The 21,810-nt window shown below is 71.2% G+C and carries 18 protein-coding genes and 1 pseudogene; 12 read left to right on the forward strand and 7 right to left on the reverse strand.

The window, feature by feature from the left end; all coding sequences use genetic code 11:
- Together ABEA10_RS14050 and ABEA10_RS14055 are read left to right on the forward strand one after the other, a co-directional pair.
- The gene (locus ABEA10_RS14050) at positions 1 to 1,143 is read left to right on the forward strand and encodes a glutathionylspermidine synthase family protein (RefSeq protein ID WP_345462916.1); all 1,143 of its coding nucleotides are present in this window, start codon (positions 1 to 3) and stop codon (positions 1,141 to 1,143) included.
- A gap of 19 nt (positions 1,144 to 1,162) precedes the next feature.
- On the forward strand, positions 1,163 to 1,612 hold the full coding sequence (locus tag ABEA10_RS14055) for a DUF350 domain-containing protein (RefSeq protein ID WP_329256933.1): 450 nt from the start codon (positions 1,163 to 1,165) through the stop codon (positions 1,610 to 1,612).
- Positions 1,613 to 1,671: 59 nt separating this feature from the next.
- On the opposite strand, the gene ABEA10_RS14060 is transcribed toward ABEA10_RS14055, so the two are convergent.
- Positions 1,672 to 1,866, reverse strand: coding sequence for a DUF3046 domain-containing protein (locus ABEA10_RS14060; protein WP_329256928.1), 195 nt, complete (start codon positions 1,864 to 1,866; stop codon positions 1,672 to 1,674).
- A gap of 55 nt (positions 1,867 to 1,921) precedes the next feature.
- Between ABEA10_RS14060 and ABEA10_RS14065 the strand changes: the two genes are divergently transcribed.
- Together ABEA10_RS14065 and ABEA10_RS14070 are read left to right on the forward strand one after the other, a co-directional pair.
- Positions 1,922 to 6,394, forward strand: a complete 4,473-nt coding sequence (locus ABEA10_RS14065) for an ATP-dependent helicase (protein ID WP_345462920.1) — start codon at positions 1,922 to 1,924, stop codon at positions 6,392 to 6,394.
- Between the two features lie 152 nt (positions 6,395 to 6,546).
- Positions 6,547 to 7,107, forward strand: a complete 561-nt coding sequence (locus ABEA10_RS14070; protein ID WP_345462922.1) for a GrpB family protein — start codon at positions 6,547 to 6,549, stop codon at positions 7,105 to 7,107.
- A 1,066-nt stretch (positions 7,108 to 8,173) separates the two neighbouring features.
- On the opposite strand, the gene ABEA10_RS14075 is transcribed toward ABEA10_RS14070, so the two are convergent.
- The gene (locus ABEA10_RS14075) at positions 8,174 to 8,449 is read right to left on the reverse strand and encodes a hypothetical protein (protein WP_345462925.1); all 276 of its coding nucleotides are present in this window, start codon (positions 8,447 to 8,449) and stop codon (positions 8,174 to 8,176) included.
- Positions 8,450 to 8,931: 482 nt separating this feature from the next.
- Between ABEA10_RS14075 and ABEA10_RS14085 the strand changes: the two are divergent.
- Positions 8,932 to 9,157: pseudogene (locus ABEA10_RS14085) on the forward strand (aldehyde dehydrogenase family protein); the annotation flags it as partial.
- 107 nt (positions 9,158 to 9,264) lie between these two features.
- A complete protein-coding gene (locus tag ABEA10_RS14090; RefSeq protein ID WP_345462928.1) occupies positions 9,265 to 10,302 on the forward strand; it encodes a questin oxidase family protein in 1,038 nt (345 codons plus the stop codon).
- A gap of 118 nt (positions 10,303 to 10,420) precedes the next feature.
- Here the strand turns inward: ABEA10_RS14090 and ABEA10_RS14095 are convergent, their stop codons facing one another.
- The 3 genes from ABEA10_RS14095 to ABEA10_RS14105 form a co-directional block, all read right to left on the reverse strand.
- Complete coding sequence (locus tag ABEA10_RS14095) at positions 10,421 to 11,347, reverse strand: hypothetical protein (protein ID WP_345462931.1); 927 nt, start codon at positions 11,345 to 11,347, stop codon at positions 10,421 to 10,423.
- Between the two features lie 62 nt (positions 11,348 to 11,409).
- Entirely contained in the window at positions 11,410 to 13,089 is a 1,680-nt protein-coding gene (locus ABEA10_RS14100; RefSeq protein WP_345462934.1) for a serine/threonine protein kinase, read from the reverse strand.
- 124 nt (positions 13,090 to 13,213) lie between these two features.
- Positions 13,214 to 14,395, reverse strand: a complete 1,182-nt coding sequence (locus ABEA10_RS14105) for an ROK family transcriptional regulator (RefSeq protein WP_345462937.1) — start codon at positions 14,393 to 14,395, stop codon at positions 13,214 to 13,216.
- Between the two features lie 206 nt (positions 14,396 to 14,601).
- Here ABEA10_RS14105 and ABEA10_RS14110 point away from each other — a divergent pair, with 206 nt between their 5' ends.
- The 6 genes from ABEA10_RS14110 (at position 14,602) to ABEA10_RS14135 (ending at position 20,775) form a co-directional block, all read left to right on the forward strand.
- Positions 14,602 to 15,888, forward strand: coding sequence for an extracellular solute-binding protein (locus tag ABEA10_RS14110; protein WP_345462940.1), 1,287 nt, complete (start codon positions 14,602 to 14,604; stop codon positions 15,886 to 15,888).
- A 9-nt stretch (positions 15,889 to 15,897) separates the two neighbouring features.
- The gene (locus tag ABEA10_RS14115; protein WP_345462943.1) at positions 15,898 to 16,872 is read left to right on the forward strand and encodes a carbohydrate ABC transporter permease; all 975 of its coding nucleotides are present in this window, start codon (positions 15,898 to 15,900) and stop codon (positions 16,870 to 16,872) included.
- Positions 16,869 to 17,711 carry a carbohydrate ABC transporter permease gene (locus ABEA10_RS14120; protein ID WP_329256902.1) on the forward strand — a complete coding sequence of 281 codons (843 nt, stop codon included), beginning with the start codon at positions 16,869 to 16,871 and terminating at the stop codon, positions 17,709 to 17,711. The genes ABEA10_RS14115 and ABEA10_RS14120 overlap by 4 nt, the downstream gene beginning before the upstream one ends.
- Before the next feature lie 295 nt (positions 17,712 to 18,006).
- Positions 18,007 to 19,488 carry a glycoside hydrolase family 3 protein gene (locus tag ABEA10_RS14125; RefSeq protein WP_345462948.1) on the forward strand — a complete coding sequence of 494 codons (1,482 nt, stop codon included), beginning with the start codon at positions 18,007 to 18,009 and terminating at the stop codon, positions 19,486 to 19,488.
- 7 nt (positions 19,489 to 19,495) lie between these two features.
- A complete protein-coding gene (locus ABEA10_RS14130; protein WP_345462951.1) occupies positions 19,496 to 19,963 on the forward strand; it encodes an RrF2 family transcriptional regulator in 468 nt (155 codons plus the stop codon).
- A gap of 32 nt (positions 19,964 to 19,995) precedes the next feature.
- A complete protein-coding gene (locus ABEA10_RS14135; RefSeq protein WP_345462954.1) occupies positions 19,996 to 20,775 on the forward strand; it encodes an Fpg/Nei family DNA glycosylase in 780 nt (259 codons plus the stop codon).
- 7 nt (positions 20,776 to 20,782) lie between these two features.
- Here ABEA10_RS14135 and ABEA10_RS14140 read toward each other — a convergent pair whose 3' ends face one another.
- A complete protein-coding gene (locus ABEA10_RS14140; RefSeq protein ID WP_345462957.1) occupies positions 20,783 to 21,250 on the reverse strand; it encodes a Dps family protein in 468 nt (155 codons plus the stop codon).
- Between the two features lie 171 nt (positions 21,251 to 21,421).
- Positions 21,422 to 21,790 carry a helix-turn-helix domain-containing protein gene (locus tag ABEA10_RS14145; RefSeq protein WP_285580770.1) on the reverse strand — a complete coding sequence of 123 codons (369 nt, stop codon included), beginning with the start codon at positions 21,788 to 21,790 and terminating at the stop codon, positions 21,422 to 21,424.
- Between the last annotated feature and the right edge of the window lie 20 nt (positions 21,791 to 21,810).

The raw sequence follows: 21,810 nt of genomic DNA on the forward strand, positions 1-21,810 counted from the left end.
GTGCGACGCGAGTTCTCCGACCCGCGCGCGAACTGGGCTCAGATCATCGAGTCGCAGGGCCTCGCGTACCACCGCACCTCCCACCCTGAGCACCTGAACCGTCCGTACTGGGACGAGTCCGTGCACTACGTCTTCCCCATGGACGAGGTCCTCGCGCTGGAGTCGGTGGTCGAGGAACTCCACCAGATGTGCCTGGCCGCGGTGGAGCACGTCGTGAGCACCGGCCGGTACGACGTGTTCGGCATCCCGCCCTGGGTGCGCCCGCTGATCGAGGCGTCGTGGCGGCGGCGCGACCCGCACCTGTACGGGCGGTTCGACCTCTGGTACGACGGCGAGGGCCCGGCGAAGCTGCTGGAGTACAACGCCGACACCCCGACCGCGCTCGTGGAGAGCTCGATCATCCAGTGGTACTGGCTGCAGGACGTCTACCCCGGCGACGACCAGTGGAACTCCGTCCACGAGCGTCTCGTCGACCGGTGGAAGCAGATCGCCCCGCCCTCCCCCGTGCACTTCGCCTGGACGACCGAGGACGAGACCGGCGAAGAGCTCATGACCATCGCGTACCTGCAGGAGACGGCCGAGCAGGCCGGTGTACGGGCGAGCGCGATCGCCATGGAGGACGTCGGCTGGCACGCCCTCAACGAGCGTTTCGTCGACCTGGACGAGGCGGAGATCCGCACGCTCTGCAAGCTCTATCCGTGGGAGTGGATCGTCTCCGAGCCGTTCGGCCGGCACATCCCGCGGGCGGCGTGGATCGAGCCGATCTGGAAGATGCTCCTGTCGAACAAGGCGCTCCTCGTCGTGCTCTGGGAGCTGTACCCGGGCCATCCGAACCTGCTGCCGGCCTTCCTCGGCACGCCGAGCACGCTGACGTCCTACATCCGCAAGCCGCTGCTGGGCCGCGAGGGCGCGAGCATGAGCATCGTGACGCCCGAGGGCGTACAGACGACGACCACCGGTGAGTACGGCGCGGAGGGCTTCGTCTACCAGGAGTTCTGCCCGCTGCCCGACTTCGACGGCGAGCACCCCGTGCTGGGCGCGTGGGTCGTGGGCGACGAGTCGGCGGGCCTCGGCATCCGTGAGACGTCCGGCCTCATCACCGACGACACCTCATCCTTCGTACCCCACCGCATCGACGACTGAGTCCTACAGGGAGACCGACATGTATCTGGCGTTCTCGGACGGCTTCGGCACGGCTCTGGGCAAGGGCGCCGGCGCGATCGCCGCGTACACGGCCCTCGGCCTGGTGCTGCTGGTCATCGGGTTCCTCGCGGTCGACCTCGCGACTCCGGGCCGGCTGACCACGATCATCCGGACGAACCGGAACGCCAACGCGACGCTGCTGGCCGTCTGCGGGGTCTCGGCCGTGGGCCTGGTGGTGGCCGCGTCGATCTTCGCCTCCGGTGGGAAGCTCCTCGAAGGACTGATCGCGACCCTGGTGTGGGGTCTCGTGGGCATCGTGGCGCAGCTGGTCGCCTCGGTGATCGTCCGTTACCTGCTGGGCGTGGACGTGGCGGGGCTGATGGCCAAGGAGAAGCTCGAGCCGTCGGCGATCCTGCTCGGTGCCACCCAGGCGACCGTCGGGCTGATCACCGCGATCGCCGTCATCTGAGGTCTGCGCCGCGAGCCGCGTCGGACCGGCCCGCGCCTCGGCGAGCGGCCGATCGATGGTCACCGCAGCTTCTGGGGTACGTCGAACGTGGCGCAGACGGCCTGCCAGACCTCCTTGGCACCGACGCCGTCGGCCAGGGCCTGCTCGATCGTGCGGCCGCCGAGCTCGGCCATGACGTAGTCCTTGGCCACGCTCTCGGCGTAATTTTCGCCGAACTGCTGGCTCATCCGGTCCCAGAACACGGTTAGACGCACTCTTCCACGCTATCGGGCGGACGGTCCTGTCAGTGCCCGGAGGCATCATGGCACCATGACACCGCTCGACCGCTTCTCCGACGCCGCGCGCGCCTGGTTCGCCGGGGCGTTCGCCGCGCCCACGGCGGCGCAGGAGGGCGCGTGGGAGGCGATCGCGCAGGGCGACAACACGCTCGTCGTGGCGCCGACCGGTTCGGGCAAGACGCTCGCGGCGTTCCTCTGGTCGCTCGACCGGCTCGCCACGGCACCGCCGCCGGAGGACCCCAAGCGCCGCTGCCGGGTGCTCTACGTCTCGCCGCTCAAGGCGCTGGCCGTCGACATCGAGCGCAACCTGCGGGCGCCGCTGACCGGGCTGCGGCAGACCTCCCAGCGGCTGGGCCTGCCCGAGCCCGACGTTCGCGTGTCCGTACGCTCCGGCGACACCCCGGCGGACGAGCGCCGCCGGTTCGCCGTTAAGCCGTCCGACATCCTGATCACGACGCCCGAGTCGCTGTTCCTCATGCTGACCTCGCAGGCGCGCGAGGCGCTGCGCGGCGTCGAGACCGTGATCGTCGACGAGGTGCACGCCGTCGCGGGCACCAAGCGCGGCGCCCATCTCGCCCTCTCCCTGGAGCGGCTCGACGCCCTGCTGGAGCGGCCGGCCCAGCGCATCGGGCTCTCGGCGACCGTACGACCGGTGGAGGAGGTCGCGACGTTCCTCGGCGGCACGCGGCCCGCCACCGTGGTCCAGCCGCCGCACGAGAAAGAGGTCGAGCTCGAGATCGTCGTACCGCTGGCCGACATGACCGAGCTGGGGCAGCCGGTCGAGGACCTGTCCGGGGCGGCGGCCGGAGAGCCCAACCGCGCGTCGATCTGGCCGCACGTGGAGGCGCGGGTGCTCGACCTGGTCGAGGCGCACCGCTCGACGATCGTCTTCGCCAACTCGCGACGGCTGGCCGAGCGGCTGAGCGGGCGCCTCAACGAGCTGGCCCGCGAGCGCGTCGAGGGGGAGCTGCCCGAGGAGGACGTGCCCGCCGAGATGATGGCGCAGGCCGGGGCCTCGCGGGGCGCGCCGGCCGATGTCGTGCGCGCGCACCACGGGTCGGTGTCGAAGGAGGAGCGGGCCGGCATCGAGGAGGCGCTCAAGGCCGGGCGGCTCCCCGGCGTGGTCGCGACCTCCAGCCTCGAGCTGGGCATCGACATGGGCGCGGTCGACCTCGTCGTCCAGGTCGAGTCGCCGCCGTCGGTGGCCGGCGGGCTGCAGCGCATCGGCCGGGCCGGGCACCAGGTCGGCGCGGTCTCACGCGGCGTGATCTTCCCGAAGTACCGGGGCGACCTGGTGCAGACCGCGGTCGTGGCCGAGCGCATGCGCGAGGGCCGCATCGAGGAGCTGCGCTATCCCCGCAATCCCCTCGACGTGCTCGCCCAGCAGATCGTCGCGATGGCCGGCATGGACGAGTGGCCGGTCGACGAGCTGGAGACGCTCGTACGCCGCGCGGCGCCGTTCGCCACACTGCCGCGTTCGGTGCTGGAGGCGACGCTCGACATGCTGGCCGGGCGCTACCCGAGCGACGAGTTCGGTGAGCTGCGGCCACGGCTCGTGTGGGATCGCGTCGCCGGGGTGCTGCGCGGGCGTCCGGGGGCGCAGCGTCTCGCGGTGACCAGCGGCGGCACGATCCCCGACCGGGGCCTGTTCGGCGTCTTCCTCGTCGGCGAGAAGTCCTCCCGGGTCGGCGAGCTGGACGAGGAGATGGTGTACGAGTCGCGGGTCGGCGACGTGTTCGTGCTCGGCGCCAGCTCCTGGCGCATCGAGGACATCACGCCCGACCGGGTGCTCGTCTCCCCCGCTCCGGGGCGGCCGGGCAAGCTGCCGTTCTGGCACGGCGACGCGCCGGGGCGGCCGGCCGAGCTGGGCCGCGCCCTGGGGGCGTTCAGCCGTGAGCTGTCGGCGCTGCCGCCCGAGCGGGCGCGCGAGCGCGTACGCGCCGCGGGCCTGGACGAGTGGGCGGCCGACAACCTGCTCGCCTACCTCGCCGAGCAGCGCGAGGCGACCGGTTACGTCCCGGACGACCGCACGCTGGTGGTCGAGCGGTTCCGCGACGAGCTCGGCGACTGGCGGCTCGTGGTGCACTCCCCGTACGGGGCGCTCGTGCACGCGCCCTGGGCGCTGGCGATGGCGTCGCGGCTGCGCGAGCGGTACGGCGTGGACGCGCAGGCCGCGCACTCCGACGACGGCATCGTGCTGCGCATCCCCGACACGGGTGAGGCCGTGACTCCGCCGGCCGGCGACCTCGCGATCTTCGACCCGGACGAGATCGAGCAGATCGTCACCGACGAGCTGGGCGGGTCGGCGCTGTTCGCGTCGCGGTTCCGCGAGTGCGCGGCGCGGGCGCTGCTGCTGCCGCGGCACCGCCCGGGCAAGCGGATGCCGCTGTGGCAGCAACGGCAGCGGGCGGCGCAGCTGCTGTCGGTGGCCAGCAAGTACGCCTCGTTCCCGATCGTGCTGGAGACCGTGCGCGAGTGCCTGCAGGACGTCTTCGACGTGCCCGGGCTGGTGACGCTGATGCGCGACCTGGCCGGGCGCAAGGCTCGCCTGGTCGAGGTCGAGACGCCGATGCCCTCGCCGTACGCCCGGTCGCTGCTGTTCAGCTACGTCGGCGCGTTCATGTACGAGGGCGACGCGCCGCTCGCCGAGCGGCGGGCCCAGGCGCTGGCGCTCGACTCGACGCTGCTGGCCGAGCTGCTCGGCCAGGCGAACCTCCGTGAGCTGCTCGATCCCGAGGTGGTCGCCGAGGTGTCGCAAGAGCTGCAGCGGCTGCCGTCCTCGCGGCACGCCCGCGACGTCGAGGGCGCCGCCGACCTGCTGCGCGAGCTGGGGCCGCTGGCGACCTCGGAGCTGACCGCGCGGGGGGTCGCTCCGCGGTGGCTCGCCGAGCTGGAGGAGTCGCATCGCGCGATCCGGGTGCGGATCGCCGGTGAGGAGCGGTGGGCGGCGATCGAGGACGCCGGGCGGTTGCGCGACGCGCTCGGCGTGCCGCTGCCGGTCGGCGTACCGGAGGCGTTCCTGGAGCCGGTCGCCGATCCGCTGGCCGACCTGCTGAGCCGCTACGCGCGCACCCACGGGCCGTTCCACGCGGGTGACGTGGCCGCGCGCTTCGGGCTGGGCGTGGCGGTGGTGACCGGCGGGCTGCACCGGCTGGCCGACCGGGTGTCGGAGGGCGAGTTCACGCCGGGCGCCCGAGGCACGGAGTGGTGCGACACCGGGGTGCTGCGGCTGCTGCGCCGCCGGTCGCTGGCGCGCCTGCGGGCCGAGGTCGAGCCGTCGCCGCACGACGCGCTGGCGCGGTTCCTGCCCGCGTGGCACGGCATAGGGTCCTCGCGGCTGCGGGGTCTCGACGCGCTCGTGCAGGCCGTCGAGCAGTTGCAGGGCGCCGCGGTGCCGGCGTCGGCGCTGGAGTCACTGGTGCTGCCGGCGCGGGTGCCGGACTACTCCCCCGCTCTGCTGGACGAGCTGACCGCGTCCGGAGAGGTGATCTGGACGGGTCAGGGCGGGCTGCCGGGCGGTGACGGGTGGGTGTCGCTGTACCTCGCCGACACCGCTCCCCTCCTCATGGCCGAGCCCGCCGAGATCACGCTGACGCCGCTGCACGAGAAGGTCCTGGACGCGCTCGGTGACGGCGGCGCGGTGTTCTTCCGCACGCTGTCCGACCGGGTCGGCTCGCTGAACGACGCCGACCTCGTCGCGGCGCTGTGGGACCTGGTGTGGGCGGGACACCTGACCAACGACACGCTGGCGCCACTGCGGGCGCGCCTGGGGTCGAGCCGCACGACGCATCGGCCGCGCGCCCGCCGGCGCCGGCCGGCCATGCCGTCCCGTACGGGCCCGCCGACGGTCGCGGGCCGCTGGTGGACGCTGCCGGAGCGGTCGGACGACACCACGCGACGCGGCCACGCCCTGGCCGAGACCCTGCTCGACCGCTACGGCATCGTCATCCGCGGCGCCGTGATGGCCGAACGCACACCGGGCGGCTTCGCCGCCGTGTATCCGGTGCTGCGCGCGTTCGAGGAGACGGGCCGGTGCCGCCGGGGTTACTTCGTCGAAGGCCTGGGCGCCGCCCAGTTCGCCCTGCCCGGCGCGGTCGACCGGCTGCGCGCCACCCAGCGTCCGGACGACGAGCGGGCCCGCGCCCTGGTCCTCGCCGCGACCGACCCGGCGAACCCCTACGGCGCCGCCCTGCCATGGCCTGAACGCCCGGGCGAGGCCGCGAGCGGCCACAAGCCGGGCCGCAAGGCGGGCGCGTTGGTGGTCATGGTGGAGGGCCGCCTGGTGCTGTACGTCGAACGCGGCGGCAAGACCCTGCTGTCCTGGGAAGAGACCGACCTGCAACCGGCCGTCGACGCCCTGGCCCTGGCGGTCCGCGAGGGCGCCCTGGGCCGCCTCACCGTCGAACGCGCCGACGGCGAGTCGATCAACGACTCCCCACTGGCGGCAGCGCTGGAGGCCGCCGGCTTCCACCCGACCCCCCGCGGCCTACGCCTCCGCGCATAACGCCACTCCGCCCCACCCGCGAGCGCGCGCATGACGAGCAGTACGGCGGCCGGCGTTGGGCTTGTGAGCTGTGGTTCGGGTGCGGGAGTCCTTGCGCGGTCAATGCGGGCGGCCGGTTCAGGTCCGATCGCTGCGCCGTTAGGCTGCTGTGAGTGATCACGGTCGTCGACTATGACCCTGCCTGGCCGCGGCGGTTCGAGGCTCTGCGGCAGGAGTACGCGCGGGCGATGGCGGCGGCTGGTGTGCCAGTCGTGGCGATCGAGCACGTCGGGAGTACGTCGGTTCCCGGCCTGGCCGCCAAGCCGATCATCGATTGCGACATCGTCGTCGCACCGGCGGATGTCGAGGCCGCCGCGGCGGTGCTGGTAGGGCTCGGTTTCAGGCCGCTGGGAGAACTGGGGATCCCACAGCGGTGGGCGTTCAAGGAGCCGGCCCGGCTGACGGGCACCAGTACCTACGTGATCGTTGAGGGGTCGCTGTCGCTGCGTAATCACCTGTGCGTGCGCGACGTGCTGCGCTCCAGCGCTGCGCTGCGGGAGGAGTACGCCGCGGTGAAGAAGCGGGTCGCTGCGACGGCGGCGGATATCGATGAGTATGGCCGCGGCAAGAACGCGGTCCTTCAGAGGATTCTCGCGGCGGGCGGCCTGAGCGAGGCTGAGCGGGCGTCGATCGATGGCAACCAGGTGCCGTCACACAAGGAGCTTCCCCGCTAGTACGGTGGCCGGCCGTTTGTCGGTTTGACCTGGTGGGATGCAGTGGGAGAGTCCGTACTCGCGGGTGCAGCGCCCATGACGAGCCACGCACTAGCCGGACGACCGCAGGCCACCGACTCCCGCCGGCTCCCCGAAGTCTCCGGCTCCGCACATGAGACCTCCACACCCGCCCTCCCGCCTCACCCCCGAACGCGCCCACGGTGAGCCGGCGAGCAATCCCCCACCGGCCACCACGCCGCACACCGCACGCCGCTCATCGCACACCGCACACCGCACACCGCACACCGCACACCGCAAGCCGTACACCGCACGCCGTCGGCTTTCCTCCGTTCCGAAGCCCGCCTACGCGCGCACCTGCCCTCCCACTTCACCGTCGGACGCGTCGGCGGCCGGCCGAGCACGATTGCCCCTTAGGCGACATCTCCGTAGATCTCCTCCACCGCCGGCGCATCGTCTGTGCCCTCAATCCCGTGCGGCTCCTTCAGGGACGGCCGCCATCTCACCGGATTCCTCGGGAACGAGGTTATCCACAGGCCGGCATTCACATCTCGAAATGCCAGCGCGGCCGGATATTCTTTTCTTGAACGAGGAGGGGAGAAGGCGCGATGGCAGCCTCAGCGAGTTCGACGTATGAATATCCAGGATTCGGTTCGGTCGACTTAGCCACTACCGTTCGAACACCGACGAGGCTCAATCGGCCGTGCCGACATATATCCGATCATGCCCGGGCGGCCGGATGATCACCGCGAACAGGACCAAGAAGGCTCGTAGGGCCAGTCGGTGTCCGCTGTGCCAGGGCCCGGTGCTCATCGGTCAGCACATCGCCCGCCTGGGGCTCACCTGGGTCCATACCGGCTGCGCGATAGCGCGCATGTAACGAACATCGAAAGCAGAATAGGCGCACTCAAGCCAAGCGTAAGCACCAAATGGCAATGGCAGGATCAGAGGCGAGTCGACTGTGGATGTCCAATGATTCGTGACGGCCCTATGCCGCATCAAGACACCTGACGCATCCCCACGTTCGGGCGTGCGCCGAATTACGGTTGCCCATCGGGTGGCTTCGCTATTACAAGCGGGTCTCGACGAAGTAGGTGGCGGTGCAGTCGATCGGCTCGTCGGCGCCGCCACCTCGCAGCCCCCTGACGTCGATACCGAGCAGTTCGTCGGCGCCATAGTCGCACAACTCGTTAGATGTCGTTTCATTCGGCATGGTCTGTCGGGTTTCTGCCGCGTCGATGGCGGAGCGGCTGGTTCCTGATGAGCCGTGGGAGTTGTTCCGGAGCCGTGCCGTCCAGGCCGACGCTGATCCACTGGGATGGGCCCGGATGGTCGGTGCACGCACCGCTGACCGCCTTCGACCCGCGCGTGGGTCACCACGGCGCGTCGGTCCACCGGTGGATGCCGCGGCCCGGCGGCCGGGCCCCGCCATGGCCCGGCCGCCGGGCCCCGCCATGGCGGGGCCCACGGCGCCCTCACCGGTGTTCGGACCCCGCCGGCGGTGGGACACGGGCACAAAGGCGGCAGCCGACTCCGGCACAACGATCGGCAGGTGCTGGCGGCGATCGTCTTCATGGCGATATCGGGCTGCGTCTGGAGGCAGCTCCTACCGGCCTTCGAGGTGTCCTGGCATGCGCCTGGAGACAGCTCTCACCGGTTCGAGGTGTCCTGGCATGCGCCTGGAGACAGCTCCCACCGGTTCGAGGTGTCCTGGCATGCGCCTGGAGACAGCTCCCGCCGATCTTCGAGGTGTCCTGGCAGACGGGTTGCCGGAGGTTCGCCGGGTGAAGCGCCGCCTGAGTGTGGACCGAGCTGTATGTATCGGACCCGGCGCTCGTGGCGGGCAACACCGTCGTGCTCAAGCCCTCCGATACGACACCGGTCACGACGCTGGTGCCGGCCGAGATCGCGGTCGAGTTCATCCCGCCCGGCGTGCTCAACGTCCTCTGCGGCGACCGCGGCACCGGGCGGCGCCGTGGCCCGCCGGATTCCGCAGATGGGCTCCGTCACCGGATCCGTACGCCGGGGTGCGCGATCGACTCGGTCAGCGTCCGGAGTGTGGCCAGGGAGGTCGGCGACGAGCCCTACGCCCGATGGCGGAAGACGGTTCGGTCTCTGAGCCGATGATCGCAGGTCAGCACCTGGTTAGCGTCAGGTCGTATGAGCAACGATGGCACACTCGACGAGGCGTACGAACGGCTGCATCGGACCGGGCCGGAGTTCGAAGGCTGGCTGTCCAACCACGGTCCCATGGCGGTGGAATCCATGGTCAGGCGCGGACACGCGCGCCAGGTACACCGCTGGCTGGATCGGTACGTCCGGCGGCTGGACGAACTGCCACGCGGCACCTCGCCCGTCACCGCCGACGGCTGGCGTGCGGCGCTGGGCGATCCGCACCGTCTCGGTGACTGGTTGGTGTTCTTCGAGCGCGAGGTGACCGAACGGCCTTGGCGTACGGTGCTGGAGACGTGGTGGCCGCGGCTTCTGCCCGGTATCGCGGCCGGTGCCACCCATGGAGTGATCCGTACCGGTCACGCGGTCCACGCCCTGCTGGACCACGAGGACGGGCCGCGTCTGGCCGAGCTCGGTCAGGCCCTCGGCTACTGGGCGGCGCGCTGGCAGCAGGTCCCGTCGGCCGTCCCGTCCGGAACCGCCGGTCCGGCGTCCGCTCTCGCCGCCGTTCCGCGGGTTCCCGACCAGAAGGCCGGCATCAACCATCGGCTCGGTCAGCTCGCCGACCTGGCCGGCTGGCCGACCGCGCTCGCCGCGCTCCGGCCCGCCACCGACGCCGGGCAGGCCCGGGACCTGCTGGCCGAGCTGACGACGGCCGCCGCCCTGCACTACCTCCCGAACGCCCACGGCTCGGCGGTCATGCTGGTTCACGCCGCGACCGCGCCCATGGCCGTCCTGCGCACGCTGCCGGCGCTTCCCCGCGCCCAGTGGGTCCCGAGCCTGCACGCGGCCTGGGCGGCCAGTGCGGCGGTGACCGCGGCCTACACCCCCGCGGCACCCACGCCCCGCCACAGCCTGCCCACCGCCCCGGAATCGGCCGACGAGGTGTTCGAGCGGGCCGTCCGCCATCAGGACGAACACGTCATCAAACTCGCCGACACCTGCCTCGACGTCCACCAGCGCACGGGCCACCCCGACACGCTCGCCGCGGTCGTTCGCGCGACCGAGCTGATCAACGAGCCTTGACCGAGCGCCCCGATAAGGGCACCGTCGGCGCCGGTCCTAATGGTCGAAGCTCCGCCCGGCAGGGTGAACTACGGACGGCGGTCCCCAGCGGAACCGATCCCGGCAGTGCCCGCGGCGTTCAGTCGTTCTGGGTGACCACGGCGGCGAGCCCGCAGGGAGTGTGCAGGAAGAGGTAGATGGCACCCTCCGCGACGTCGTTCGCCAGAACGTCCGACGGGGCCACGTCTCCGACGTACGCCATCACCTTCCCGCAGGCCGGGCAGGCGGGATATTCGGGATCCTGGAGCCACCACGGCCGGCCGCCGAGCGCGGACCCGTCGGCGAAATGCAGGTCGGGGAGCTGCTCGCCCGGGGTGAGCCGGACCCGCGGCGGCGGCTCGGCCACCAGGACCCTCCCGTCCGGGGATTCGCCGGTGTACGCGGACCAGGCCGCTCCGCCGTCAGGGGTCACGTCCACGTATTTCGTTCCATGGAGCGCGCAGAGGAAGCAGGTGACGATCCGCAGGCGACCCCGCCACGACGTGTGGGCGAGCGCGCCGGCGACCCGAGGGTCCGCGGTGTCGACGTCGAGGGCGGTCCACAACTCGCCACCGCACCATGGACAGCGGTCGGATGACGGCGCCGTCGTCCCCGTGGGAGCCAGCCCGTACGCCGTCGTGCCGCAGATCTCGCGAGCGCGTCCGTCATCGTCGAAGTCCCAGCCGGATCCGGCCAGGAAGGACGCCAGGACGCCCGCCTCGATGCCGGGCGGCGGCTCCTTCAGCCACCTCACGAAGGCCGCCTCGACCACCGGGCCACGGGTTTCGGCGAGCACCCGGAACAGCTGGAAGTTCCTCGTGACGCCCATGTCGATCCGCGCGACCGCCGCGCGCTGCACATCCTCGCCGGCCGCGCGGAACATCCTCTCCGGTAGGTAGACGTCCGCGTCGAGCAGCCGTACGAGGTGGGGCCGTAGTGCCGCGAGGTCGTCCTCGGTCGCCTCTTCCAGTTCCCAGGCGGCGTCGTCGTCGCCGGACAGGACGCGATCCACGAGCTCAGCGATCATGGAAACGAGACGGTATCAATCGCTGCTCGTACATCACCCACGCGGACCGGGAAGACGGCCGTTCACTTGCCGCAGTGGCTCCAGCCGCTGGTCCACTTGGCCGTCTTCGACGCGCCGCCCCACATCACGCACTTACCTCGTGCCGGCAGGCGGATCGGGCCCGCGTAGAACGGGAAGGAGCCCGATCGGCTCTCCCGGCTTCCGCCCTTGACCACGAGCGACGCGCTCAAGAAGACCTTGCCCGACGAGCGCGGCACCATGGTGACCACGCAGTTGGCGCCGGCCTTCGCGTTGTAGAGCAGGTAGGCCCGTGCCTCTCCCAGCCCGTGTGTCTCGATGACGCGGTAGCCGCTGCCGCACAGACGCTGGGGTTTGTACGGGTTGGCGCGGACGGTCTTCCGGGGAGTCGGGTGCCGCGAGGGCGTACGGGACGGCGACGGAGTACGGCTCCTCACCGGGCGGTGGGAGCTTCGTTGAGTCGGCGGCGGGGCGGCGGTGTTCGAGGGGGCGCCGCCGTCCGAGTCGTTCGTGGCGGCCAGCGCGCCGATGCCGGCGCCCAGGACGATGAGCCCCGCCGCCACGGCGCCGATGACCAGGCCGGTACGGCCCTTGCGCCGGGGCGGCCGGCCCGGCGAGCCCGGCTGACCGGGGAAGCCGGTGCCCGGCCCACCGGGGGAGGCGGGTCCGGCCGCCGGTGCGGGACCGGCGGCGGGAAGCCGCATGGTCGCCCCGGGATGCGGGGGCCCGGGCATGCCGTTCCCCGGCGGGGAGCCCGGAGACGGCATCCGCTCGGTCGCCCCGGCTCCACCGATTCCGGCCGCACCCAGTCCGGCCGCACCCAGTCCGCTCGCACCCGCCGGGTCGGCCGTGGTGCGGCTCGCCGGAGAGATGCTCGGAGCGGACGGGCCGGGGTTCCCGCTCCGGGACACGTTGTGGCCCATCAGCTCGTCCATCAGCTGACGCGCCGTGGGGCGCCGGGACGGGTCCTTGGACAGGCATGCGGCCACGGCGGAGCGGAGGCGGCCGTCCAGGGCGCCGAGGTCCGGCTCCGCGTGGAGGATGCGATTGATCACCTGCGGGATGGAGCGGTGGCCGAAGGCGGGCGCGCCGCTCGCCGCGTAGACCATCGTGACCGCCCACGCGAACATGTCCGTGTGCGGGGCGATCGTGCCCTCGGCGAGCTGTTCCGGTGCCATGAAGGCAGGGGTGCCGACGACCTGGCTGACGGCGCTCGTCATGGTGCCGCTGGCGTCCAGGGCCCGGGCGATGCCGAAGTCGATCACGACCGGGCCGTCCGGGCCCATGAGGACGTTGCCCGGCTTGAAGTCGCGGTGGACCACCCCCGCCTGGTGGATCGCGGCCAGGGCGGTCGCGGTGTTGACCGCCAGCCGGTCGAGTGCCGACCCGCGGCGCGGGCCCTCGTCGCGGACCAGGCGTTGCAACGACGGGCCGGGCACGTACTCGCTGACGATGTACGGGCGGTCTCCGGCCATCCCGACGGACAGGACCTGCGCGGTGCAGAAGCGGGCGACCCGCTTGGTCACCTCCACCTCGCGTACGAAGCGGGCGCGGGCCGGCTCGTCCTCGATCAGCTGGGCGTGCAGCAGCTTGATGGCGACCTGGCCGGCCGCGCCGCGGCCCAGGTAGACGACGCCCTGCCCGCCTTCTCCGAGCCGGCCGGTCACGTCGTAGTCCCCCAGACGACGGGGATCCCCGTCGCCGAGCGGCTGGACGTTCACCACGGGCGGCCTCCCAAGCGCGACATTTGGACGCCCGGAGAACCTATCAACGCCCTCCGTCACAGGGGGCGACTACCTCCGACCCGTGCCGCAGGTCACCCTTTTCCGGAGAGCCGCGCGAAGAGGGTCAGCTCCCGCTGGAGAACACGTCGTCGCGGGCACGGTCCAGCGCGGCCAGCAGGGCGCCTTTCAGCACCGGATTGCCCACGACCTGGCTCAGGGCCACCCGTGGACTGGTCGGGCAGATGCGGCCCACGGCGTCCTGGATCCGGCCGACCAGGCGTTCTCCGCCGGCCCGGCCGAGCTCGCCGGAGATCAGGATCAGCTCCGGGTCCAGCACGATCGTCACCGACGCCACCCCGTACGCCAGCCGCGTCGCCAGGGCGTCCAGGAACGGGCCGCCCGACGCTCCGGCCGAGGCCGCGGCGCGTACGCACTCGGTGGCGGTCGGTTCGTCGAAACCGTGCTCCCTCGCCAGGTCACGTACGGCGTCCGCGCCGGCGAGCGCGCCCAGGCCGCCGCCCAGCGCGGGCATCCCCCAGGTGACCGACTCGGTGTCCTTCTCCGGCAGGGCCGCGCCCGGGACCGGCAGGTAACCGATCTCTCCGGCGCCGCCGGAGAAGCCGCGGTGCAGACGGCCGCCGAGCACGACCGCGAGACCCAGGCCGCGGTCGGCCCACAGCAGGGCGAAGTCGTCCACGTCGCGCGCGGCGCCGCACTCCTTCTCCGCGAGCGCGCCCAGGTTGACGTCGTTCTCGATCACGACGGGCAGGCGCAGGTCGCGGCGGAGGGCCTCCAGGACGCCCGCGTGCCAGTGCGGCAGGTCGTAGATGAACTGCACGTCGCCGGTACGCGGGTCGACGACGCCCGGCGTGCCGATGACGAGGGCGTGCAGTTTGGCCAGCGGCACCTTCGCGGTGCGGCACGCCTTGACCACGGCGTTGTGCACCAGCGAGACGGCGTCGTCGCCCGGTTCGACGGTGATCTCGGCGGCGGTGTGGCCGGTGATGTCGGCGATGCCCGCCGTGACGCCGTGTGGGCCGACGTCGAGACCGGCCACGTACGCGCTGGAGGGGACGACCGCGTACAGCGCGGCGTTGGGGCCACGGCCTCCGGCCTGCTCGCCCACGACGGCGACCAGACCGCGTTGTTCGAGCCGGGACAGCAGTTGGGACGCGGTCACCTTCGACAGCCCCGTGCGCTCCCCGATCTGCGTACGCGTGAGGGGCCCCGAGCTCACCAGGAGATCCAGCGCGGATCTGTCATTCAGTTCGCGCAGGAGCCTTGGCGTCCCCGGGCGACTCGCCATCTCCGGCCACCTTCCATCTCGATCCGCTAACGGCTCTTCTTGGTTAGGAAACTTTCCTGTTAGTTTAGGCCACAGTAGTTCACGCAGTCCCCTCCCCCATAATCCGGCAGACCCGCAGCCCCGAATGTAGGCAGGCGCCCCCGCGACCGCGCGTACGGCATGACGCATGAATACCACGGTCGGGCGGTACCGAAGGGAGTTCCATTGTGAGGTACACCAGGGCCGCCGCGGCGGCCGTCGCGCTCGCCGTGGCCGTGACCGGCTGCGGCGGCAAGAAGAAGGCCGACGACAACGCCAAGGGCGCGGACCCTGCCAAGATCGTCGTCTGGCAGATGGGTGACGGCAGTCCCGAACAGACCAAGTTCCTGGACGGCGTCGCGGCGGAGTTCCACCAGAAGCACCCGAAGACCGCGGTGCAGGTGCAGTACATCCCCTGGCCGCAGGCCACGCAGAAGTTCCAGACCGCGATCGCCGGCGGCTCGGGTCCGGACGTGACCGAGGTCGGCAACACCGACGTTCAGTCCTGGGCCGAGCAGGGCGCCTTCGCCGACGTCACCGACAAGGTGAGCTCCTGGGCCGAGGGCAAGACCCTGAGCAAGAACGCCCTCGCCAACGACCAGCTGGACGGCAAGACCTACGCCGTGCCGTGGTACGGCGGCGTGCGCGCCGTGTGGTACCACAAGGACTGGTTCACCAAGCTGGGCATCCAGCCGCCCAAGACCTGGGCGGACCTCGTGACCGCGGCAAAGACGATCCAGGACAAGAAGCACGTGCCCGGCATCGCCGCGCCGAGCGACTTCACCAACGGCATCCTCAGCTTCGTATGGGCCAACGGCGGCGACGTCGCCACCAAGCAGGGCGACAAGTGGGTCGGCACCCTGGAGCAGCCGCAGGCCAAGGAGGCCATCGAGTTCTACGCCGGCCTGGTCACCAAGGACAAGGTCGCGCCGGACAAGTACGTCGGCAAGAACGAGCTGCAGGGCCCGCAGCAGGACTTCGCCCTCGGCAAGATCGGCATGTACATGGACGGCAGCTGGGCGCTCCCCCAGCTGGAGAAGGTCAACAAGAAGGACGAGAAGAACTGGGGCGTCTTCCCGATCCCCGGCAAGACCGGCGGCCTCGCCCCCGTGTTCTCCGGCGGCTCCGACCTGGCCGTCTGGAAGGACAGCAAGTACAAGGACGTCGCGTTCGACTACCTGACCACGCTGGACAGCAAGAAGAACTCCAAGGCGTTCGCCGACACGCTGAAGTTCCTGCCGCAGTTCACCGACATCCTGCAGAGCGGTGCGTACCAGAGCGACCCGATCATGGGCCCGTTCGCGCAGGCCGCGGCCTCCGGCGTGAAGTTCACCCCCACGAGCAAGGGCTGGGCCGACTACGAGGGCTCCAAGAAGGTGCTGCCGAACGCCGTCAAGGCCATCATGCAGGGCAAGTCGGCCGACGATGAGCTGAAGAAGGCCGACGAGCAGGCCGGGACCCTGCTCAACCAGTAAGGGGTCCGCATGCTCGACACCGTCCAGACGGTGCGGCGCCCGCCGGGCCGGACCTCGTCCGGCCCGGCACGGTCCGCACGCCGCCGCCCGCGCTTCGGGCCGTACCTGCTGATCCTGCCGGCGCTCGTCACCATCGCCGTGCTGCTGATCTGGCCGGTGGCGCAGATCGCGCGGATGTCGTTCCAGAAGGTCGGCCTCCGCCAGCTCCGCGGCGAGCCCGCGGAGAACGTCGGGCTCGACAACTACCGCCAGATCCTCGGTGACGACGAGTTCTGGGCGGCGCTCCGGCACACGCTCCTGTTCGCGGCCGTCGCCGTCGCCGCCACGCTGGTCGTCGGCACGCTCGTCGGCCTGCTGCTGAACCGCCTCGGCCGGCGGATGTCCGCGTTCGTCGCGGGCGGCGTGCTCATCGCCTGGGCGACGCCCCCGGTCACCGCGGCGGTCATCTTCGCCTGGCTGTTCGGCACCACCGGAGGCCTGGTCGGGTGGTTCCTCGACCTGCTGCCGAACTGGCTCGTCGGCGGCGGCTGGCAGAACTACAACTGGTTCTCCTCCCCGCTGCCGGACTACACGGTGCTGACCATCTGCGTGGTCTGGATGTCCTTCCCGTTCGTCGCCGTCTCGGTGCTGGCGGGGCTGCGGACGGTGCCGGGCGAGCTGTACGAGGCGGCCAGGGTGGACGGGTCGAGCGCCTGGAACACCTTCTGGAAGATCACCTTCCCGCTGCTGCGACCCGTCTTCGGCGTGCTGCTGACCATGTCGGTGATCTGGGACTTCCGCGTGTTCACCCAGCTGTTCGTCCTGTCCGGGCTCGCCAACAGCGACTCGTTCAACCTCTCGCTGTACGGCTACTCCGAGGCGTTCGGCTCGCTGAACGCCAAGTACGGCCTGGGCTCGGCGATCGCCATGGTCCTCACGGTGCTCGTGCTGATCGTCACCGCCGTCCACACCCGGATGATCGTCCGTCAGGAGGGAGTCGCATGAGGTCGCGCAGGCTCCGCCGGATCGCGCTGAACACCGCCGGTATCGCGGTGTTCGTCGTCTCGGCCTTCCCGGTGTTCTGGATGGTCTCCACGGCGTTCAAGCCGAACCAGGAGATCTTCAGCTCCACCCCGCACCCGGTGCCGTTCCATCCGACGCTGCGCCATTTCGACTTCGTGCTCAACGGCGGCATCGCCGGCGTGTCGTTCTGGCACTACTTCGTCAACAGCCTCGCGGTGGCGGTCGGGACGGTGCTGGTGTCCGGGCTGCTCGCGCTGCTGGCCGCGACGGCGGTCGCCCGGTACCGCTTCCGGTTCCGTACGACGTTCCTGATCGTGCTGCTCGTGGTCCAGATGGTGCCGTGCGAGGCGCTGGTCATCCCGATGTTCATCGACCTCAAGCGGCTGGAGCTGCTCAACAGCCTGATCGGTCTCATGGTGGTGTACATCGGGTTCGCGCTGCCGTTCGGCACGTGGATGCTGCGCGGCTTCGTCGCGGCGGTGCCGCGCGAGCTGGAGGAGGCCGCCGCCCTCGACGGGGCGGGACCGATCCGGACCTTCTTCCGGATCCTGCTGCCACTCGTCGCGCCCGGCCTCGTCGCGACCAGCATCTTCTCCTTCATCACGGCGTGGAACGAACTGATCTTCGCCTACACCTTCCTGAAGGACCAGGACAAGGCCACGTTGCCGATCATGTTGCAGTTCTTCTTCGGCCGGTCCGGCAACGACTGGGGTCCGATCATGGCCGCGTCGACGCTGCTCACGCTGCCGGTCATCGCCTTCTTCCTCGTCGTCCAGCGCCGCATGGTGTCCGGGCTGGTCGCCGGGGCGGTGAAGGGATGACCGCACCGCGACAGCCTCGCCGGGCACGTACAGAGATTGAGCGATCAATGAGTGAGCGGAGCGAACGAATCAAACAACACGCGTGCCCGGTCACTCCTCCGACGAAGGAGGGCCCATGAGTGAGCGAAGCGAACGAATCAAACAACACGCGTGCCTGGTCACTCCTCCGACGAAGGAGGGCCCATGAGTGAGCGAAGCGAACGAATCAAACAACACGCGTGCCTGGTCTCTCCTCCGACGAAGGAGGGCTCATGAGTGAGAAGCCGCTGATGGAAAGAGGAACGGTGAGCGACCGATGAGCGACCTGTCTCTGGAGAGGCTCGTCAACGCCACTCTGCTCGTGCCGTTCCCCGGCGCCGCCGCGCCCCGCTGGGTGTTGGAGGGGCTCGAGCGGGGCGTGAGCGGCGTCACCCTGTTCGCCATCAACGGCAACGTGCCGGGAGCGGGCGAACTGGCCGCGCTCACCGCGCGGATGCGGCAGGTGGCCGACCCGCTGGTGTCGATCGACGAGGAGGGCGGCGACGTGACCCGCCTCGCGCACGAGACGGGCAGCCCGTACCCGGGCAGTGCCGCGCTCGGCGCCCTCGACGACCCCGCCGTCACGCGGCGGGTGCACCGTTCGCTCGGGGCGGAGCTGCGCGGCGCGGGCGTGAACCTCGACTTCGCCCCGTCCGCGGACGTCAACACCGCGGACGACAACCCCATCATCGGCACCCGAGCGTTCGGCTCGGATCCGGAACTGGTGGCGCGGCACATCACCGCCGCGGTGTCGGGCCTGCAGGAGGCCGGGATCGTGGCGTGCGCCAAGCACTTCCCCGGTCACGGCGCGACCTCGCAGGACTCCCACCTGGAGGTTCCGACGGTGGACGCGGACCTGCCGCTGCTCGAACGCCGCGAGATGGTGCCGTTCCGCGCGGCGATCGAGGCCGGCGTCCAGTCGGTCATGACGGCGCACATCCGGGTGCCGGCGCTCACCGGGGCGGCGCCGGCCACCTTCTCCTCCGCCGCGATCGAGGGGCTGCTGCGCGGCACGCTCGGGTACGAGGGCGTCGTCGTGACCGACGCTCTCGACATGCGGGCGGCCAGCGGTGCGATGGGCATCCCGGAGGCGGCGGTGCGCGCCCTCGAAGCGGGGGCGGACCTGCTCTGCCTCGGCTCCAAGGAGTTCGAGGACAGCGTGCACGCCATCCGCGAGCGGATCATGGAGGCGGTACGCGAGGGGCGGCTGTCCGGCGAACGCCTCGAACGGTCGGCGGAGCGCGTCGCGGCCCTGCGGGCCTGGCTCGCCGTGCCGCGCACGGCCGAGGTGGACCGCGCCGTCGGGCTGGAGGCGGCGCGCCGGGCGGTACGGGTCACCGGCTCGCCGTCGGTGTCAGCGAGCCCGCTGGTGCTGGAGCTGCAGGCGCCGTCCAACATCGCGGTCGGCCCGGTGCCGTGGGGGTTCTCGCCCTGGGTGCCGGACGCCCTGCCGGTCGACGCCGACGCGGCCGACCCGGGCGAGCTGCTGGCCCGCGCGACGGGACGTCCGCTCGTCATCGTCGTACGCGACGCGCACCGCTACGCCGGGCACCGCACGCTGGTCTCCGCTCTGGTGGCGGCGCGGTCCGACGCCGTGGTCGTGGAGATGGGCCTGCCGGTGTGGCGCCCGGAGGCGTCCGCGTACGTCGCGACCTACGGCGCGACTCGGGCGAACGCACGTGCGGCGGCCGAAATCATCGGACTGGTCGGTGAAGAATCGGAGGCGGGTGGCCCGATCACCTCATCCGAAGCGGGATAATCGGGTTATGAGACTGTCCGCCCGGGTCGATTATGCGCTTCGCGCAACAGCCGAGCTGGCCGTCGGCGGCGATCGTCCCGTCACGGCGGTCCAGCTCGCCGAGGCACAGCAGATACCGCCGAAGTTCCTTGAGAACATCCTCAGTCAGCTGCGCCGGGCCGGTCTGGTCCGCAGCCAGCGCGGCCCCGAGGGCGGCTACTGGCTGGCCCGCCCACCGGCCGAGATCTTCCTGGCCGACGTCATCCGGGCCATCGACGGGCCGCTCGTCGGCGTGCGCGGCGAGCGTCCCGAGCACCTCGGCTACGAAGGTCCCGCCAAGGCGCTGCAGCTCGTGTGGATCGCGCTGCGCGCGAGCGAACGCTTCATCCTCGAGCAGGTGAGCCTGGCCGACGTCGCCTCCGGCGAGCTGCCGCCCAGCGTGCACGCCCTGACCGAAGACCCGGCCGCATGGGACTCCCCGGCTTTCCGCCGCTGACGACAGGCCCTGGGCCTGGCGGCCGGTGAGCGATGCCCGAGGGTGACGTCGTCTGGGCCGCCGCCCGGCGCCTGCACGAGGCGCTGGCCGGGCGTGTGCTCACCCGCAGCGACTTCCGCGTCCCCCGGGCGGCCACCGCCGACCTCACCGGGCGCTCCGTCCTGGAGGTGGTTTCTCGCGGGAAGCACCTGCTCACCCGGGTCGAGGGCGGCCTCACCGTGCACACCCACCTGCGCATGGAGGGCACCTGGCGCATCCGGCCGGCGAGCGCGCCGGTGCCGCGCGACCACCGCGTACGCCTCGTGCTCGCCAACGCCGAATGGCAGGCCGTCGGGTACTCCCTGGGCGTCGTCGAACTCCTCCGCACCGCCCAGGAGTCACGGGCGGTCGGTCATCTCGGTCCCGACCTGCTCGGCCCCGACTGGGACCCGGCCGAGGCCGTACGCCGGCTGCGCGAGGATCCCTCCCGCCCGATCGGTGAGGCCCTGCTCGACCAGACCCGGCTCGCCGGCATCGGCAATCTCTACAAGGCCGAGACGCTGTTCCTGCGCGGCGTCGACCCCTGGCGTCCCGTCGGCGAGGTCGACGATCTGGACGGCATGGTGGAACTCGCCCGCCGCCTTCTGGACGCCAACAAGGCCCGCGTCGACCAGAGCACGACGGGCACGAAACGCCCCGGCGACACGACCTGGGTGTACGGACGGCGCACCTGCCGCCGCTGTGGGAGCCGCGTCAGGCGCGCCGACCAGGGCGGTCCGGCGCGCGAACGCGTCACCTTCTGGTGCCCCACCTGCCAGCCCGGCAGGGCCTGACCTGGGCTCAGCGCTGGACGGCGAACATCCAGTGCTGCTTGTCCAGGTCCTGGGCCGCCGCGATCAGGATGTCCTGCGTCACCAGGTCGGTGTCGTCGAGCTTCTCGATGCGCTCGCGGAAGCGCTTGCCCATCTCCCCCAGCATGTCGGTGATGGCGGCGATCACCTTGTCGTCGGGCAGCCACCCGGTCTCCAGCTGGTGCAGCTTGGTCTGCTCGGCCACCGTGCGTGCCCGGCCGTCCGGGTTGACGCCGATCGCGACCGCCCTTTCCGCGACCGTGTCCGCGTACTCACGCGCCAGGGCGACGACCTCGTCGAGCTGGAGATGAACCGAGCGGAAGCTGCGCCCGGTGAGGTTCCAGTGCGCCTGCTTGGCGGACAGGTGCAGGTCGATCAGGTCGATCAGCGTCTCCTGCAGTATCGCGCCGGTCGTCCTGCGCGCCTCATCCGAGAGCGAGCTCTTGACCGTCGTCATCGCCAGGTCTCCTTTCGCCAGAGTGACAATCTCACTACTGGCGGAACTTCCCCGCGATCCGGCGGATAACCGTGATGTGGGTTACGGAGAAGTCCGCTGGTCGGACGACGAATGCCCCGTTCCGTGCGGGCACGGAACGGGGCATCGCGATGCCGTGGGCAGGGCCTGGACTCAGGCCGCCACCATGTCGGCGCGGAGTGCGCTCTCGATCGTCTCCGGAGTTGCCGGGATGCTGTCCGCCGTAATGGGCTCGCCGTCGAGACGCTCGTGCTCCGGCGCGCCCGACATCACCGGCTCCTGCTGGAGCTCGGCCAGCGCCAGCTGGTCCGAGACGTCGCGCAGGACGTGTGAGAGGGGAACGCCGAGGGCCTTGCAGATCGAGGCGAGCAGCTCGGAAGAGGCTTCTTTCTGTCCTCGTTCGACCTCGGACAGATAACCCAGCGACACTCTCGCCGCCGCCGAAACCTCCCGGAGGGTACGGCCTTGGCGCAGCCGCAGCTGCCGGAGTACGTCGCCGAGCAGCTGACGAAGCAGGACCATGTCTCGCTCCCTCCGATGAG

The organism is Actinoallomurus oryzae, assembly GCF_039541955.1.
GTDB lineage: Bacteria > Actinomycetota > Actinomycetes > Streptosporangiales > Streptosporangiaceae > Actinoallomurus > Actinoallomurus oryzae.